This is a genomic window from Gramella sp. MAR_2010_147 (assembly GCF_900105135.1).
Classification (GTDB): domain Bacteria; phylum Bacteroidota; class Bacteroidia; order Flavobacteriales; family Flavobacteriaceae; genus Christiangramia.
On record NZ_LT629741.1, the window covers coordinates 1,446,082 to 1,462,300 of the forward strand.

Genomic DNA, 16,219 nt, shown 5'->3' on the forward strand with positions numbered 1-16,219 from the left:
ATACAGCAAAAATTTAATTTAATTTTGGAGCATATCACCTACTATGCAGAAATTATTTAGATCGTATTTTGAATCTTTTGGAGGATTAAGAAGAGAGATCTGGCTTTTGTCAATCATCACTTTAATAAACAGGGCTGGAACAATGGTGATCCCGTTCCTTTCCCTGTACCTAACAAAGAGCAGAGGCTTTAGCCTGGAAGAAGTTGGCTGGATACTCACCTTCTTTGGCCTGGGATCGGTTACAGGTTCCTGGCTTGGAGGCAAGCTTACAGATAAAATTGGTCATTATAGAACTATGGCAATTAGCCTGATTTTATCTTCTGTTTTATTTGTCTTACTACAGTTCCCATCAACATTCTGGTCTATTTGCATTGGTATTTACCTGGTAATGTGTGTTGCAGATATTTTTAGACCTGCAGTTTTTGTAGCAATCAACGCATATAGTAAACCGCAAAACAGAACCAGGTCTTTGACATTAATAAGACTTGCAATTAACCTTGGTTTCTCGGCCGGACCAGCTGTTGGCGGATTTATAATCGCAACTGCCGGATATAGCGGACTATTTTGGATAGATGGACTTACTTGTTTAGCCGCCGGTATTCTACTACTTAAACTCTTACATCCAAAAAAGGCAATAGCAGAAAAAGAAGATATTGTAATACAGGCAAAATCTGCCATGAGTGATAAGCTTTATCTTATCTTTATCCTGGCCATGATGTTATTTGGTTTTATTTTTCTTCAATATTTCTCTACCATCCCCTTATTTTATGCAGACTACCATCAACTTAGCGAATTTGAAATTGGCCTTTTATTAGGGCTTAATGGGTTAACGATCTTCCTATTTGAAATGCCACTCATAAAATTCATGGAAAATAGAAGACATTCTGCTATTGCCTATGTAATATTCGGGACCGTATTAACGGGACTAAGTTTTCTGGTAATTAACTTAACAGGTTGGACAGGGATTTTAATTGTAGGAATGCTACTGGTAACTCTTGGAGAAATGATCGCATTTCCGTTTTCCAATAGTTTTGCCCTGAGTAGATCTGACGGCAAGAAGAGGGGCTCTTATATGGCGCTCTATAGCATCGCTTTTTCGGTAAGCCATATTTTTGGGCATAACTCAGGGATGCAGCTTATAAATAAATTTGGATTTGAGATTACGTGGTATACCATGCTCGCTTTATCAGTAATCGCGTGTACGCTTTTATTAATCCTAATAAATCTTCTGAAAAAGGAATCCTTTTAATTCTCCTCTGTTTTTTCATTATAAAATTTAGAGTCTCCCAGATATTTCCTCACAATTTCATTGTATTCCGAAGAAAATTTCAAATCCAGAGCTCCTTCAATACTATAAAGGGATTCCATGTCTGAATATCCGGTTTTTAAGAGATCTTCCAGGTATAATAAGGCAGTTTCATGATCTCCATCACTCCCGGCCAGAGAAATGATTTTAAGATAAGCTTCGGGATCGGTCTTGTTGATAGCAGTTCTTAGTACACTAATAAATATTTTACTGTCGATGGGGTTCTTTGAATTTATGATATTCTCATACTCACGCCTGGAAACAAAGTCCAGATAACTCAAAAGCCTATGAGCCATATTCTTTTTTGCATCATTCTGGCTATTCTTGAGTTTTTCCAGTTCATCTACTTGATACGCCCACCAGCCAACATTCTGAAAATTGACCGTCATTATATCGTTTCTCAATAAATAATCATATTCTGCCTGCTGTTCTTTTTCAAAAGCTACAGCGGCTCTAAACTCTCTTCTTTGAGATCTAAACCCGTCTATTTGTTTAATTCCTTTTTTTATTTCTTCTATATCATCCTCAAAGCCTAAGTCTTCATATTTCTCTTCCATCCTTTCCAATTTTTCAAAAGCTGTATAGTAATTACGTGTTCTTCTCAATGACTCGACATAACCTATTTCATTTTCGTAAAGCTTCTGTATAAACTGCTCGTCTCTGGCTCTCGCACCCTTTTTAATCGCCTCCAACGTAAAACCAGACAACGCATTGGAAATTACAGCAGAGTTAGGCCATTGATCTTCTTTCCCGTCGAAATAGTAAACATCTGTCGGGAAATCAAGGTCATCATAAAACTTTAAATAACTCTCCATTTCATAAACCATATAATCCTTATCTCCAACCATCCCTATAAACATGTAAGGATTATTTCTATTAAGGTAATTACTATTAACAAAAGAATTCCCTACAGCCAAAACTCCGGCCATTTGATTATATAGTAATGGCAAGGCAGAACCTACCTGAGCTCCTTCTCCCATTCCAGCAGTATATACCAGTTCTCCATCTATTGGAAAAGTATTTAAAACGGCATTCATCATGGCGGTAGCCGTTTTAATAATACTATCCACTGGTCTGGATTTTAATTTTATATTGGAAGAAGCGATAAGGTATTTCTGATCTTCAGCAGCTGCCCTAAATAGATTTGCGGTGGTTGCCCCTCGACCCTTTGGATCAAAAACAAATATAACTGGCCATTCTTTCTCGGGGGTATAATCTGATGGAGTATAAATGGCATATGTATCCGTTCCTGAAGATGGAATTGGAAGAGAATCTGTAACCCCGCCTTTTATAATTCTATATTCCTGCGCGATTAAATTTGAGAAGGTAAAAACAGCAAAAATTGCTAATAATATTCTTTTCATAATTTATATAATAGGCTTAAATATAAGTATTGCATCATTAATTATTCCATAAAAAAACCCGATGTATTAACATCAGGTTTAATAAAAGACTATTTATTTAAATTTTTATTTATTTACAGGTTGGTATTTCATTTTTGGCTTGTTCGGAAAAAATAGTTTCGCCAACAGTGAAATCACAAGCAAATCTGCAAAAATAAGGAATAACACACGCACCACCTCTATACCATTAAATGATAATCCGGTAAATCCTACAACACCTGTGATCAATGCGAGTACCAAAAATAATATTGTTTTGCTTTTCATAACTTGTTTATTGCTTTCTATTTGATACAAATTTAAGTATAGGTTAGTCGCACTACTCATAATAAAATTACAATTAGAATCATTTTAACTAAAAAAAAATTACTTGATAAGCAGGTGTTAATATTAAGATCAAAAACTGAAGATTTTAACAAGTTTTCATAAGACAGAAAATTACCTCGTACTATTAAGAATCTTATTTACTTCAATTAATATTCGCCAAGACGCTGTTTAACCGGAGCGTCCTCTACCACATTAGAAAGTATTATATGAGTTCTGGTTTCTCCATAAGTTATAAGTTTATCTATAAGTTTTTCAAGGTGCACCTGATCATAAAGAATTACCTCCATAATAATATTCTCATTGCCGGTAATTCGATAGCAATTAATTACCTCCTTAAAGGTTTTCACGGTTTCTAAAAACGCTTTTAACCTTCCTGTAAAAGCTCTTAGTGTAATAATGGCTCTTAATTGATAACCGGTTTTTTGGTGGGAAAGATTTACTTTATAGGAGCTTATCACACCGGCATCTTCCATTTTCTTAACTCGTTCTGCTACCGCAGGCGAAGTAAGACCTACTTTCCTTCCTATTTCGGAAAAAGAACTTCGCGCATTTTTCTGCAATTCTTCAAGAATTGCCCAGTTTAATTTATCCAGATTCATTTAAAGTAAATTGATTTATTTTATTTTAAATTTAAAGATAAATATAACAATACCTAATAAATTTAAAGACATGTATGCTTTCCGAATAGTAATTTAGAAGAAATTTGCAGCTGTATGTCTTATTTATACACAAATTCTGAAACTCCTCGTCAGGCCTTATATATAAAGGCAAAAGAGATCATGCAAATTTCCAGACACATCTCAGATTATCTTGTTCCAGATCTTGCCGTTTTAAATGAACAGGGTAAGGAAGACAAATATGTATATTTTACAGGAGATATAATTAGGCAGTCTAACTCTCTAATACCTAATATTGTTAAAGCAGAAAATGAATTTTTCCAAGAAGCCAGGATGCAGTATATCAATGCAGTAGGAAATTTAACCGACAGGCTCTACAGAAACTGCGAAAAGCTTGAAATTACCAATAGCAATGGCCGTGAATTTGTAAGAATTCTTAGAAAAGAAATTCAAAAATTTAGAAAGCTTCAACGTATCTGGAAACTTACCCTCTAAGTTTTCCCAATTATATTATACTCCTAAGACTAAAAATAAGCCGAGTTACCTAGCTATAAGGGCTATAGCTAATTTTTACTTACCTTTACTGAAGCTATTTGTAGCTTATTCAAAAAATTACCCTATAAAATTGATAAAGAATGAGTGATCATTGGAAGCGACACCCAAAGTTTAAAGATTTACAGATCAAATTAGATGGGTCTGAAATAAAATACAAAGGAAAATCTTTGAATATTAAAGACCATAAAGGAAAGACCGGAGCTCTAATGAAAAAGGTCTATTTTAATTATTCTCATTACTCTGTCCCAAAATTAATCCTGGAAACTTTTGGTGATCCCATGCCCGAGGGACGGCATTATGCCACTTATAGGGACGGTAACAGAGATAATCTGCATCCAGACAATCTTTACTGGAGCAAAACCCATATAATTTCCAAAGAAAGGAAGTTTGAAAATGATCTTAAATCAAGTAAGTTAACGAAAGATCAAACCTATTCAGCTTTAGTGAGTCATACAAAAGGGATCCCAATATCAAAAATAGCAAAGAACTATAAGGTTTCAGATATGACCGTCTACCGGGCAATTCAACGTCTAAAAAGAAAAATTGGGAAATAGAATTGTTGTTTCTGATTTTCCGTTCTGCATCAAATTTTCCGACTATAAATAAAAAACCTCACAGATTTTTAAAATCTATGAGATTTGGTTTTTAATGCAATAAGTTCCGCTTTCACTTAGTTCAGCGGAATAAGCGATTCGCATATTTTTTTACGCCGACTCAAGAAAAAATGGCGATCAGCTTACATATTTCTTCTATACTGCCCACCTACTTCGAATAAGGCATAAGTAATCTGACCTAAGGAACAAACCTTCGTAGCTTCCATTAATTCTTCGAAAAGATTCTCATTATTTACCGCTGCCTTTTTGATCTTCTCCAGAGTTGCATCCGCTTTAGATTCCTTCGCTTTATGTAAGGTTTCCAAAGTTTTAATCTGATGTTCTTTTTCTTCTTCGGTAGCTCTAATCACCTCACCCGGAGTCACCGTTGGGGAACCAGTAGAACTTAGAAAAGTATTTACCCCAATAATTGGATAATCACCATTATGTTTTAATGTTTCATAATACAGGCTTTCTTCCTGGATCTTCCCACGTTGATACATAGTTTCCATAGCTCCAAGCACTCCCCCTCTTTCGGTAATTCTATCAAATTCTGTAAGCACCGCTTCTTCTACAAGATCTGTAAGTTCTTCGATAATAAAAGATCCCTGGATAGGATTCTCATTTTTAGTAAGTCCTAATTCCTTATTAATTATTAACTGAATTGCCATTGCTCTTCTTACAGAAGCTTCTGTAGGAGTTGTAATAGCCTCATCGTACGCATTGGTATGTAATGAATTACAGTTATCATAGATTGCATACAGTGCCTGAAGCGTGGTTCTAATATCATTAAAATCGATCTCCTGTGCATGAAGCGATCTACCTGAAGTCTGTATATGATATTTCAACATTTGGGCTCTTGAATTCGCCCCATATTTATGCTTCAGTGCTTTAGACCAGATTCTTCTGGCTACACGACCTATTACCGCATATTCAGGATCTACACCATTGGAGAAGAAGAATGATAAATTTGGACCAAATTTATTGATATCCATTCCACGGCTTAAATAATATTCCACGTAGGTAAATCCGTTTGCTAAAGTAAACGCCAGCTGGGTAATAGGATTCGCTCCAGCTTCGGCAATATGATATCCTGAAATGGATACGGAATAAAAGTTTCTTACTTTTTCTTCAATGAAATATTCCTGAACATCCCCCATTAACCTTAAGGCAAATTCAGTAGAGAAGATACAGGTGTTTTGTGCCTGATCTTCTTTTAGAATATCAGCCTGCACGGTTCCACGAACTACATTGATGGTTTCAATCTTGATCTTTTCATAAACATCTTTTGGCAAGATCTGATCTCCAGTCAAACCTAAAAGCATGAGCCCAAGTCCATCATTTCCTTCCGGCAGCTCTCCTTTATAAGAAGGACGATCTATATTATTATCATCATAAAGTTCTTTTAGCTTTGCTTCAACTTTATCATAAAGTCCGTTTTCTTTGATATACTTCTCACAATTCTGATCTATGGCTGCATTCATAAAGAAACCAAGTAACATAGGCGCAGGACCGTTGATGGTCATACTTACCGATGTCATGGCATCTGCCAGATCAAATCCTGAATACAACTTTTTAGCATCATCCAGGCAGCAAATAGAAACGCCCGAATTTCCAATTTTACCGTAAATATCAGGTCGGTGATCTGGATCATTCCCGTAAAGTGTAACCGAATCAAAAGCTGTAGAGAGTCGTTTTGCCGGCAGCCCTTTACTTACATAATGAAAACGTCTGTTAGTTCTCTCCGGTCCTCCTTCGCCAGCAAACATTCTGGTTGGGTCTTCCCCGGTTCTTTTAAAAGGATATAATCCCGCCGTATATGGGAATTCGCCCGGTACATTTTCCTGAAGACACCATAAAAGAATATCCCCCAGGCTTTATATTTTGGTAATGCTACTTTTGGAATTTGAGTGTGAGACAGTGACTCTGTATGAGTATCTATCTTTATCTCTTTATCCCGAACCTTAAAACTATAGACAGGTTCTCTGTATTTTGTCACTTTATCGTTCCAGGCAAGGATCATTTCCCAATTATAAGGGTCTAGATCCATCTTGGTTTTATCAAATTCAGCAAAGAGCAATTTTAGAAAATCGCTCTGAGAATCTTCAGCAATTTCATAGATCTCGTCCTGATCAATCCCATTCTTTCCTAAATATTTTTGTTGATCTTCCCCAAATTCAGTTTTGATTCCGGCAACCGTTTCTATGGTCTTATAAATTCCATAAAGTCTTTGGGCAACATCTACCTGAGAATTCGCTTTTTCATCATAACCTCTATTATTTTCAGCAATTTCAGAAAGATAACGAGTTCGTTTTGGTGGGATCACAAAGATCTTTTCACTCATTTCTTTCGAAATTTCAAAAGTAGAAGAAAGTCCAGATTTGGTCTTTTCTTCCACCTCATCCATAATGCTTTTGTAAAGCGTGTTCATTCCTGGATCATTGAACTGTGATGCGATAGTTCCAAAAACAGGAAGTGTTTCAGCATCTGAATGCCATAATTGGTGATTTCGCTGATACTGTTTTTTTACATCTCTCAATGCATCCTGAGCTCCTCGTTTATCGAATTTATTGATCGCAACCAGATCGGCAAAATCAAGCATATCGATCTTTTCCAACTGAGTCGCCGCACCAAATTCAGGAGTCATCACATATAAAGAAACATCTGAATGATCCAGAATTTCTGTATCACTCTGTCCAATTCCTGAAGTTTCCAGAATAATAAGATCAAAACCTGAAGCTTTTAATACATCAACTGCTTCAGCTACATGCTTGGACAGTGCAAGATTTGCCTGTCTTGTTGCCAAAGAACGCATGTAAACACGTTCGTGATTGATAGAGTTCATTCTAATTCTATCTCCTAGAAGAGCTCCTCCGGTTTTTTTCTTAGAAGGATCTACAGAAACTATCCCGATATGCTTGTCTGGAAAATCCATCAAAAAACGACGAACAAGTTCATCTACCAGACTCGATTTCCCAGACCCACCGGTACCTGTAATTCCTAAAACAGGAGTTTTTTGAACATCAAAAGAGTTCTTATCAAAAAATTTATCAAACTCCTCATGTCTGTTTTCAGCAAGTGAAATGAGTCTTGAAATCGTATTGACATCCTTTTTCTTCAGATTCTTCACCACCTTATCTGAATCATTCAAATCTGGAACTTCAGTATCAACCCTTTTGATCATGTCATTGATCATACCCTGCAGCCCCATTTCTCTTCCATCATCTGGCGCATAAATACGATCTATCCCATAATTCATTAATTCTTTGATCTCTTCAGGAAGGATTACTCCTCCTCCACCTCCAAAGATCTTGATATGTCCTGCACCTTTTTCATTCAGCAGATCATACATATATTTAAAATACTCTGTATGCCCTCCTTGATAAGAAGTCATCGCAATGGCTTGAGCATCTTCCTGAATTGCGCAATTCACAACTTCTTCCACGCTACGATCATGCCCGAGGTGAATTACCTCAACACCGGTAGCCTGAATAATACGTCGCATGATGTTAATCGCTGCATCATGCCCGTCAAACAGGGAAGCTGCGGTTACAATTCTTATTTTATTTTTAGGTTTATAGGGCTTTTGTTGTTCCATCTCTAATTCTAAGTATTTTTTGGAGCTGCAATTTACGAAAATTGTAAAAGTTAGCCCCCTTCTTTAAGAATAGTATAATATTATTCGATTCCAAATCTAACTAACTGGAAATGTTTAATTTTAATTAGCCAAAATGCTTTGAATGCCTAAACTTACATTGCTTATCCATTGCCCGGATATTTCCGGGATTATTGCCGCCGTCACTTCCTTCTTTCACCAACGTAAAGGTAATATAATCTATATAGACCAATATGTAGATTTAGAAAATCAGACCTTTTTTATGCGTCTTGAATGTGAATTTAAGGTTGAAATTAAGGTTGATGATTTTAAAATGAGTTTTAAAGAAAATTTAGGTGATCCCTATAAAATGTCCTGGCATTTATTTGGGGCTGAATCAAAGCTAAGAATGGCCATTTTCGTTTCAAAATATGACCATTGTTTATTTGACATTCTAGGAAGGTATAGGTCCGGTGAACTCAACGTAACCATTCCTTTGATCATAAGCAATCACAAAGATCTGGAACCCGTAGCTAAAAGTTTTAATATCCCGTTTTTCCATATTCCAGTGATAAAGGGTAAAAAGGATAAAGCTGAAAACCAACAACTGGAATTGCTGAAAAAGGAAAATATAGATTTTATCGTTCTTGCCCGTTATATGCAAATTATCTCTGAAAACATGATCAAGAGCTTTGCTAACAAGATTATTAATATTCATCATTCTTTTCTGCCAGCTTTTGCAGGTGCAAAGCCATATCATTTTGCCTATAAACGAGGGGTAAAGATCATTGGAGCAACCAGTCATTATGTGACAGAAAATTTGGATGCCGGACCAATCATTGAGCAGGATATTACCCGAATTTCCCACAGCCATTCAGTAAAAGATCTTATCTTAAAAGGTAGGGATCTGGAAAAAATAGTACTTGCACGGGCTATCAAACTTCACTTAGAAAGAAAAACACTGGTTTACAATAACAGGACAGTTGTTTTTACCTAATGATACCATCTAAATAAGGCTTTGATATCACCATTTTAATATTATTATAACTTTTTGCAGGGAAGACTTATATCCTTAGCGGCTATATTTGAAGAAACTACTCATAATGAAAAAGATCATCGCTTTTGCCAGTATTCTTATTTTAACTTCATGCGCTGAATTACAGCAAATTGCCTCTCAATTACCGCAGGAATATGGTGTAAGCAATGCTGAAATTAGTTCAGGTTTAAAGCAAGCACTCCAGTTTGGAATAGATAAAGAAGTTACCAGTCTGGCTAAGGAAAATGGTTTTTTTAGTAATGAACTAGTTAGAATTGGACTTCCACCAGAATTGCAAAAAGTAGATAAAACACTACGTGATGTTGGCCTGGATGCTCTGGCCGATGAAGGTCTAAAAGTTTTAAACAGGGCCGCAGAAGATGCCGTAAGTGAAGCAATACCTGTCTTTGCTGATGCTGTAACCGGGATTAGCTTTACAGACGCTCGAAATATTCTCTTAGGCCCTGAAGATGCTGCCACCCAATATCTTTCTGGCAGGACACAACAAGAATTATACACAAGGTTCAATCCTATAATAGGCAACTCTTTAAATAAAGTTGGTGCTACACAGGTATGGCAGAAAATTATTCAAAAATATAATGCACTCCCAATCACTTCAAATGTTAATCCAGATCTTCCAGATTATGTCACTAATCAAGCATTAAATGGTGTATTCCTAATGATCGCAAAGGAAGAAAAAGATATCAGAAATACCCTTTCTGCCAGAACTACAGATCTTTTAAGAAAAGTGTTTGCGCTTCAGGATAAATAAGACTTTTCTTACTTTCCATAATTTTTTAACAGTTTTTATCTAGTTTATGCAGTTTATTAAACAAAGCTTAACTGTATATTATTACTCTATAAGATAGTTGCTTCATAGCTTTGCCACTTGGAGAAATGATTAATGACGAAAGATTAGATTAAACTATGTTTAGAATTTTTGAAAATAAATCAAGAGAAGAACGCCTTTGTGAAAAATACTCAAGGCTGATGCATCGCTCTTATAAGATAGCACCCATAAATAAAGAAAAAAGTGATCAGTTGAATTCCAGGGCAAGAAAAATTCTCGCTGAATTAAGAAGAATGAACTGCAGCCTGGTGGAAACTAGGAGTGAATTTGCTTGAAATAATCTATTGCCTTTAGTAAACGGCTACCATACCAACTAAAGTACTCCCCATCTACGATCTTGACCTCTTTGGCAAATTCTTTGAACTTTGCTTTATGCTCTTCCTGAAAAGGAAAAGGTTCTGAAGATAATAAACAGATATCTGCATCCAGCGATTTTAGTTCTTCCAGATTAGTTTCTGGATATCTTTCATCTGTATATACATTCCTGAAGTTATTCAACTTCAACATTTCATTTATGAACGTTCCATTCCCGGCTACCATTAACGGGTCTTTCCAAATAAAGTAAGCAACTCTTTTATCGGTACTATTGTTTCTCAGTTTCTCTAATTCCGAAACTTTTTTACGGATACCGGCTACCATGGTTTTCGATAATTCCGTACAATTAAAAATTTTTCCATAATCCGTCATTAAATCGTAGGCATCTTCCAGATTCGCAACGTCAGAAACATGTACCGGTGCAATCTTTCCAAGTTCTTCTACCATCTCTTTTGTATTTTCTTCTTTATTACAAAAGATAATATCGGGCTTTAGTTCTTTAACTTTTCTAAGATTAACTTTTTTGGTTCCGCCAACACTTGTCTTAATATCTTTTAAATATGCAGGGTGAACACAAAAATGAGTTATTCCAACAATAGAATTTTCCAAACCAAGGTCTACAAGCAGTTCAGTTTGACTTGGAACAAGTGAAATTATTCTTTTAGGGATTCCTTTCAGTTCAATTTTTCTTCCTAACTGATCCTGAATTTTCATAATGAAGTATTATAATTTTTCGAGCTCTGCTGCCATCTGGTTCTGCATAGCTTCTGCCTTAGCTCCGGCAATTTCAGCAAAGTTTGAAGAATCTGAAGCGTATATGATCTTACGGGAAGAATTAACTAAAAGTCCAGCATTTTTAGTGAGGCCATATTTACATACCTCTTCCAAACTTCCTCCCTGCGCTCCAACTCCCGGAACAAGTAAAAAGTTCTCAGGAATAATTTTTCTAATATCTGCCAGATATTCTGCCTTCGTAGCTCCTACCACATACATCAGGTTTTCAGAATTCTGCCAGTTTTTTGAAGTTTCAATAACTCTTTTATAAAGTTCTTTATCGCCTGTTTCTAATGTTTGAAAATCAAAAGCTCCTTCATTAGAAGTTAAAGCAAGTAAAATGGTATGCTTATTAGTGAATTCTAGAAATGGTTCTATAGAATCTTTTCCCATGTAGGGTGCTACCGTGATGGAATCGAATCCCAGATCTTCGAAAAAAGCCTTCGCATACATTTTTGAGGTGTTTCCAATATCTCCCCGTTTAGCATCAGCGATGGTATATAGATCTGGATATTCAGAATGCAGATATTCTATGGTTTTTTTAAGTGCTTTCCATCCATCAACACCAAGAGCTTCATAAAATGCAATATTTGGCTTGTAGGCCACACAATATTGGTGTGTCGCATCAATGATCGCTTTATTAAAACTGAATACAGGATCTTTTTCTGAAAGTAGGTAGGTCGGGATTTTTTCAAGATCGGTATCCAAACCTATACATAAAAATGATTTTTTCTTAAAGATCTGTTCCGTCAGTTCCTGTGATGTCATGCTATCAGTTATCAGTTATCAGTTATCAGTTATCAGTTATCAGTTATCAGAAAATAAAATTATGGTCTTACATCTAAAATCATTGTAGAAAACTTCTCACTTAAATTAAAGAATATCTGAATTCTCCTTCAGCTTTTCAGTGTTTTCAGCTAACTGTAGCTCATCTATGATCTTCTGAATATCCCCGTTAATAATGTTAGAAAGATCGTACAATGTTAGATTTATTCTGTGATCTGTTACACGGCTTTGTGCATAATTATAAGTTCTAATTTTCGCACTACGGTCACCACTGGAAACCATCGAGTTTCTCTTAGCGGCATCGGCTTCCATTTTCTTGGCAAGTTCCATTTCATATAATCTGGAACGAAGCACCCTGAATGCTTTTTCTTTATTCTTATGCTGGGATTTTTGATCCTGACACTGTGCAACCAGACCTGTTGGTTCATGGGTTAATCTAACTGCTGAATAGGTTGTATTTACCGACTGACCACCTGGCCCTGAAGAACAGAAATAGTCTATTCGCACCTCTTTTGGATCTATTTGCACGTCAAATTCTTCTGCTTCCGGCAATACCATCACCGTTGCTGCTGAAGTATGTACACGCCCCTGAGTTTCGGTTTGTGGCACTCGTTGAACTCGGTGAACACCTGCTTCAAATTTCATAGTTCCGTATACATCTTCCCCAGAAACTTCAAAGATCATTTCCTTGAATCCTCCACTGGTTCCTTCACTAAAATCAACGATATTATGACTCCAGCCTCTGCTTTCCACATATTTAGTATACATACGATAAAGGTCGCCTGCAAAAATACTGGCCTCATCACCACCCGTACCAGCTCGAATTTCCATGACCACGTTTTTACCGTCTTCCGGGTCTTTAGGAATAAGCATCATTCTAATCTTTTCCTCAAGTCCTGGTAGTTGACCTTTGGCCTCGTCTAGTTGTAGTTTGGCCATTTCAGTCATCTCGGCATCGCTGCCGTCTGAGATGATCTCTTCAGCTTCCTGAATATTATTGGTGATGCTGATATATTTTTCGCGCTCGTCCATCAAAGCCCGAAGGTCTTTGTACTCCTTATTTAATTCAATATATCGCTTCTGGTCTGATATTACATCTGGCTGAATAATTAAATCATTCACCTCATCAAACCGCTGTTTTACGATATTAAGTCTCTCAATCATATATTATCACTGAATTTAGGATAGCAAATTTACGATAATTTGCCTGAAATTTGAATGAAAGCTTTAAAGGCTTTCTAATTCTGCAACCGCCTCATGATTCCGGGCAAAGGAGGTAAATTTCACAAGGCCTGCGATTCCCAGAATATAGAAAAATCTATCGGGAAAATAAAACTCATTAAACTCCAGATAATAGGCGATAAATGAGGTGATATCTGAAAACACCAGGCATAAAGTCGCCGCTGTGAAAAAAAACGAAGTCTTATCTGAATACCTGTTACTGTATGAAATAGCAGCAATCACCATCGTGATCATGGTTATACCGTAGGCATAAAAAAGCATATCTAAATAAGGGTACACATAACCTGCCGGAACCATATCTACCAGTAAGTAAAGCATTCCAAGATTCAGGATGAATACCACTAAAAAAAGCAGTTTTTGAAATATATTGGTCTTTAGCTTTTTAAGTTCTGGCACTACAACAAATACCAGTAGCAAATATGCTGTAATACGCATGAGAAATGTAGTTGCATTGGCAACCGGCATCTCATAAAAGAATAAGCCAATATCTGATAGGATTAAAAATAGAAACGCTGCCAGCATTCTCTTACTATAACTGTTTTTTGAAATTAAGAGAATTAAAAATATTGAAGTACTTGCCAGCCGCGCCCATCTGCTATATTCAAGGCCATACGTATATATAATATAAAAATTGACTATTAGCAGTATCGCAGTGATAGCTGATAGGTAAGATTTGGATAACATATTAATTTATTTGGTTGAAAAAAGATGTACGTAATCTATGAAAAATAAGTTTTAAAGTCTGGAAAAACCGGTTTACAAAATTATGGACTATTGGGATTTTTGAGAGCAGCTGCTTGATTCACAGAAAAAGCCAGTAGAAATGCAATCCCTATAATATTCGCCAATCTATCCAAATAATAAAACTCCTTAAATCCTAAGTAATAGGCATTATAAAAAAATATATCAGAGAGTATAAATCCAAAAGAAACGATCACCAGGTAAAAAGCTACTTTATTTGCATACCTGTTAAGATACGATAAACTGGTTGCCACAATAGCGAGAGAGATTATTCCCAATGAATAAAAGAGTAATAAAAATATAGAATTTTGATCAGACCCGGGAAGGGTTTTCGCCATTTCATGAAGAAGATATACATCTATAAGAACTATAAAAACTGCTACTACTATTGTAAACAGATTCAATTTAAGCTTTGAAAGGGATGGCGCCACAAAGAGGATTAAATTAAGGTAGGCAAGAATTCTAACAGTATATATTATTTTCTTAAAAAGAGGGACTTCGTAATAAACCAATAGCCCATCACAAATTGCCAGCAGAACAAAAATGAGTAACAATCGATATTTGGAGAAATATTTGAAAAGATAAATCGCCAGGAAAATAAAGGTTGTTCCAAATCTAAACCACCTATCTACCAAGTGATCTAAATAATATATTGCCAGGAAATTGACAATGATGAGAAAACTCATCAATAGAACTAACCAAAATTTCATTTTATTGAATTACCAGCGGATAAATTTATCTGTTTTATGCACAAAACAGGAGAAACAAAGGTTAATTTTAAATTAACCAATTGTAATTTAATTATTTATACTCGAAATTTCCGTGTTTGCTTTTTATAGTTAACTGTTTATTTTCTGAAGCTTCTACCCGGCCAATGATTTTTGCATCTACATCAAAAGATTTTGAAATTTCAATAATTTCGCCGGCCAAACTTTCATCAACATATAGTTCCATACGGTGCCCCATATTAAACACCTGATACATTTCTTTCCAGTCGGTTTTACTTTCCTTCTGAATTAATTTAAACAATGGAGGTGTGTCAAAAAGATTATCCTTAATAATATGATTTTCATCAATAAAATGAAGGATTTTTGTTTGAGCACCACCACTGCAATGCACCATTCCGTCAATCTTATCACTTCCAATATCGTTTAAGATTTTCCTGATGACAGGCGCATAGGTTCTGGTTGGAGAAAGCACGAGTTTACCTGCATCTACAGGACTGTCTTCAACTGCATCGGTAAGCCCTTTAGTTCCGGAGTAAACCAAATCTTCAGGAATTGAACTATCAAAACTTTCAGGATATTTTTCAGCAAGAATTTTAGAGAAGACATCGTGACGAGCAGAGGTTAAGCCATTGCTTCCCATTCCGCCGTTATATTCTTTTTCATAACTAGCCTTGCCTGAAGAAGACAGTCCAACTATAACATTCCCGGGTTTGATATTTGCATTATTAATCACCTTATTTTTAGGCATCCTAGCGGTAACTGTAGAATCTACAATAATAGTTCTAACCAGATCGCCAACATCGGCAGTTTCACCTCCGGTAGAATGAATTTCAACCCCAAAATCTTTTAATTCTGCAATCAATTCTTCCGTTCCATTAATAATTGCCGAGATTACATCGCCCGGTATAAGGTTCTTATTTCTTCCGATTGTAGAGGAAAGCAGGATATTATCTGTTGCACCCACGCAAAGCAGGTCATCTATATTCATAATAAGCGCATCCTGAGCTATTCCTTTCCAAACTGACAGGTCACCGGTTTCTCTCCAGTACATGTAAGCTAAAGAAGATTTGGTCCCGGCGCCATCTGCATGCATTATTAGACAGTGGTCTTCACTCCCGGTTAAATGATCTGGCACGATCTTACAGAACGCCTTCGGGAACAAGCCTTTATCTACATTCTTAATAGCATTATGCACATCTTCTTTTCCGGCAGAAACGCCTCTTCCTGAATATCGCTTACTTACTTCTTTGCTCATGACTTTTTCTTAGAGATTTCAAAGATAATTAGTTTAAACAGTTTTGATAAAGATTCATGAGATTTTAAAGAAAAAAGCCACGCTTTTGGGCGTGGCTTT

General features: G+C 36.1%; 15 protein-coding genes and 1 pseudogene. 6 read left to right on the forward strand and 10 right to left on the reverse strand.

Features of this window, described 5'->3' with window-relative positions; translation table 11 throughout:
* The first annotated feature begins 43 nt into the window (after positions 1 to 43).
* Positions 44 to 1,249: an MFS transporter gene (locus tag BLT95_RS06605; RefSeq protein ID WP_089665325.1), complete on the forward strand. Its 1,206-nt coding sequence runs from the start codon at positions 44 to 46 to the stop codon at positions 1,247 to 1,249.
* Here the strand turns inward: BLT95_RS06605 and BLT95_RS06610 are convergent.
* The 3 genes from BLT95_RS06610 to BLT95_RS06620 form a co-directional block, all read right to left on the reverse strand.
* The gene (locus BLT95_RS06610) at positions 1,246 to 2,670 is read right to left on the reverse strand and encodes a hypothetical protein (RefSeq protein ID WP_089665326.1); all 1,425 of its coding nucleotides are present in this window, start codon (positions 2,668 to 2,670) and stop codon (positions 1,246 to 1,248) included. The genes BLT95_RS06605 and BLT95_RS06610 overlap by 4 nt on opposite strands.
* A gap of 105 nt (positions 2,671 to 2,775) precedes the next feature.
* Positions 2,776 to 3,033, reverse strand: a complete 258-nt coding sequence (locus tag BLT95_RS06615; RefSeq protein WP_231896424.1) for a DUF1328 domain-containing protein — start codon at positions 3,031 to 3,033, stop codon at positions 2,776 to 2,778.
* 146 nt (positions 3,034 to 3,179) lie between these two features.
* Positions 3,180 to 3,632 carry an Lrp/AsnC family transcriptional regulator gene (locus BLT95_RS06620; protein ID WP_089665327.1) on the reverse strand — a complete coding sequence of 151 codons (453 nt, stop codon included), beginning with the start codon at positions 3,630 to 3,632 and terminating at the stop codon, positions 3,180 to 3,182.
* Positions 3,633 to 3,746: 114 nt separating this feature from the next.
* Here BLT95_RS06620 and BLT95_RS06625 point away from each other — a divergent pair, with 114 nt between their 5' ends.
* Positions 3,747 to 4,145: a hypothetical protein gene (locus BLT95_RS06625; protein WP_089665328.1), complete on the forward strand. Its 399-nt coding sequence runs from the start codon at positions 3,747 to 3,749 to the stop codon at positions 4,143 to 4,145.
* Positions 4,146 to 4,285: 140 nt separating this feature from the next.
* Positions 4,286 to 4,759 (forward strand): helix-turn-helix domain-containing protein, encoded by a 474-nt coding sequence (locus BLT95_RS06630; RefSeq protein ID WP_089665329.1) that lies wholly within the window; start codon positions 4,286 to 4,288, stop codon positions 4,757 to 4,759.
* A gap of 182 nt (positions 4,760 to 4,941) precedes the next feature.
* On the opposite strand, the pseudogene BLT95_RS06635 reads toward BLT95_RS06630, so the two are convergent.
* Positions 4,942 to 8,396 (reverse strand): annotated as a pseudogene (locus BLT95_RS06635) (methylmalonyl-CoA mutase family protein).
* A 142-nt stretch (positions 8,397 to 8,538) separates the two neighbouring features.
* On the opposite strand from BLT95_RS06635, the gene purU reads away from it, so the two are divergent.
* From purU to BLT95_RS06650, 3 genes are all read left to right on the forward strand, one after another.
* Positions 8,539 to 9,390 carry a formyltetrahydrofolate deformylase gene (purU, locus tag BLT95_RS06640; protein ID WP_089665330.1) on the forward strand — a complete coding sequence of 284 codons (852 nt, stop codon included), beginning with the start codon at positions 8,539 to 8,541 and terminating at the stop codon, positions 9,388 to 9,390.
* 106 nt (positions 9,391 to 9,496) lie between these two features.
* A complete protein-coding gene (locus tag BLT95_RS06645; protein WP_089665331.1) occupies positions 9,497 to 10,201 on the forward strand; it encodes a DUF4197 domain-containing protein in 705 nt (234 codons plus the stop codon).
* 155 nt (positions 10,202 to 10,356) lie between these two features.
* On the forward strand, positions 10,357 to 10,554 hold the full coding sequence (locus BLT95_RS06650; RefSeq protein ID WP_089665332.1) for a Lacal_2735 family protein: 198 nt from the start codon (positions 10,357 to 10,359) through the stop codon (positions 10,552 to 10,554).
* On the opposite strand, the gene BLT95_RS06655 is transcribed toward BLT95_RS06650, so the two are convergent.
* The 6 genes from BLT95_RS06655 to BLT95_RS06680 all read right to left on the reverse strand — a co-directional run bounded on the left by BLT95_RS06655 (position 10,535) and on the right by BLT95_RS06680 (position 16,120).
* Complete coding sequence (locus tag BLT95_RS06655) at positions 10,535 to 11,308, reverse strand: helical backbone metal receptor (RefSeq protein ID WP_089665333.1); 774 nt, start codon at positions 11,306 to 11,308, stop codon at positions 10,535 to 10,537. The two genes, BLT95_RS06650 and BLT95_RS06655, sit on opposite strands and share 20 nt — an antisense overlap.
* Before the next feature lie 9 nt (positions 11,309 to 11,317).
* Positions 11,318 to 12,136 carry an orotidine-5'-phosphate decarboxylase gene (pyrF, locus tag BLT95_RS06660; protein WP_089665334.1) on the reverse strand — a complete coding sequence of 273 codons (819 nt, stop codon included), beginning with the start codon at positions 12,134 to 12,136 and terminating at the stop codon, positions 11,318 to 11,320.
* 105 nt (positions 12,137 to 12,241) lie between these two features.
* Complete coding sequence (gene prfA / locus BLT95_RS06665) at positions 12,242 to 13,318, reverse strand: peptide chain release factor 1 (protein ID WP_089665335.1); 1,077 nt, start codon at positions 13,316 to 13,318, stop codon at positions 12,242 to 12,244.
* A gap of 63 nt (positions 13,319 to 13,381) precedes the next feature.
* Positions 13,382 to 14,080, reverse strand: coding sequence for a lysoplasmalogenase family protein (locus tag BLT95_RS06670; RefSeq protein ID WP_157718026.1), 699 nt, complete (start codon positions 14,078 to 14,080; stop codon positions 13,382 to 13,384).
* Positions 14,081 to 14,160: 80 nt separating this feature from the next.
* Positions 14,161 to 14,847: a hypothetical protein gene (locus BLT95_RS06675; protein ID WP_157718027.1), complete on the reverse strand. Its 687-nt coding sequence runs from the start codon at positions 14,845 to 14,847 to the stop codon at positions 14,161 to 14,163.
* Positions 14,848 to 14,938: 91 nt separating this feature from the next.
* Positions 14,939 to 16,120, reverse strand: a complete 1,182-nt coding sequence (locus tag BLT95_RS06680) for an AIR synthase related protein (RefSeq protein ID WP_089665338.1) — start codon at positions 16,118 to 16,120, stop codon at positions 14,939 to 14,941.
* Positions 16,121 to 16,219: the final 99 nt, after the last annotated feature.

Coding starts and splice junctions, on each gene's coding strand:
- BLT95_RS06605 (WP_089665325.1), top strand. CDS start 44: ATGCAGAAATTATTTAGATCGTATTTTGAATCTTTTGGAGGATTAAGA.
- BLT95_RS06610 (WP_089665326.1), bottom strand. CDS start 2,670: ATGAAAAGAATATTATTAGCAATTTTTGCTGTTTTTACCTTCTCAAAT.
- BLT95_RS06615 (WP_231896424.1), bottom strand. CDS start 3,033: ATGAGTAGTGCGACTAACCTATACTTAAATTTGTATCAAATAGAAAGC.
- BLT95_RS06620 (WP_089665327.1), bottom strand. CDS start 3,632: ATGAATCTGGATAAATTAAACTGGGCAATTCTTGAAGAATTGCAGAAA.
- BLT95_RS06625 (WP_089665328.1), top strand. CDS start 3,747: ATGTCTTATTTATACACAAATTCTGAAACTCCTCGTCAGGCCTTATAT.
- BLT95_RS06630 (WP_089665329.1), top strand. CDS start 4,286: ATGAGTGATCATTGGAAGCGACACCCAAAGTTTAAAGATTTACAGATC.
- purU (WP_089665330.1), top strand. CDS start 8,539: ATGCCTAAACTTACATTGCTTATCCATTGCCCGGATATTTCCGGGATT.
- BLT95_RS06645 (WP_089665331.1), top strand. CDS start 9,497: ATGAAAAAGATCATCGCTTTTGCCAGTATTCTTATTTTAACTTCATGC.
- BLT95_RS06650 (WP_089665332.1), top strand. CDS start 10,357: ATGTTTAGAATTTTTGAAAATAAATCAAGAGAAGAACGCCTTTGTGAA.
- BLT95_RS06655 (WP_089665333.1), bottom strand. CDS start 11,308: ATGAAAATTCAGGATCAGTTAGGAAGAAAAATTGAACTGAAAGGAATC.
- pyrF (WP_089665334.1), bottom strand. CDS start 12,136: ATGACATCACAGGAACTGACGGAACAGATCTTTAAGAAAAAATCATTT.
- prfA (WP_089665335.1), bottom strand. CDS start 13,318: ATGATTGAGAGACTTAATATCGTAAAACAGCGGTTTGATGAGGTGAAT.
- BLT95_RS06670 (WP_157718026.1), bottom strand. CDS start 14,080: ATGTTATCCAAATCTTACCTATCAGCTATCACTGCGATACTGCTAATA.
- BLT95_RS06675 (WP_157718027.1), bottom strand. CDS start 14,847: ATGAAATTTTGGTTAGTTCTATTGATGAGTTTTCTCATCATTGTCAAT.
- BLT95_RS06680 (WP_089665338.1), bottom strand. CDS start 16,120: ATGAGCAAAGAAGTAAGTAAGCGATATTCAGGAAGAGGCGTTTCTGCC.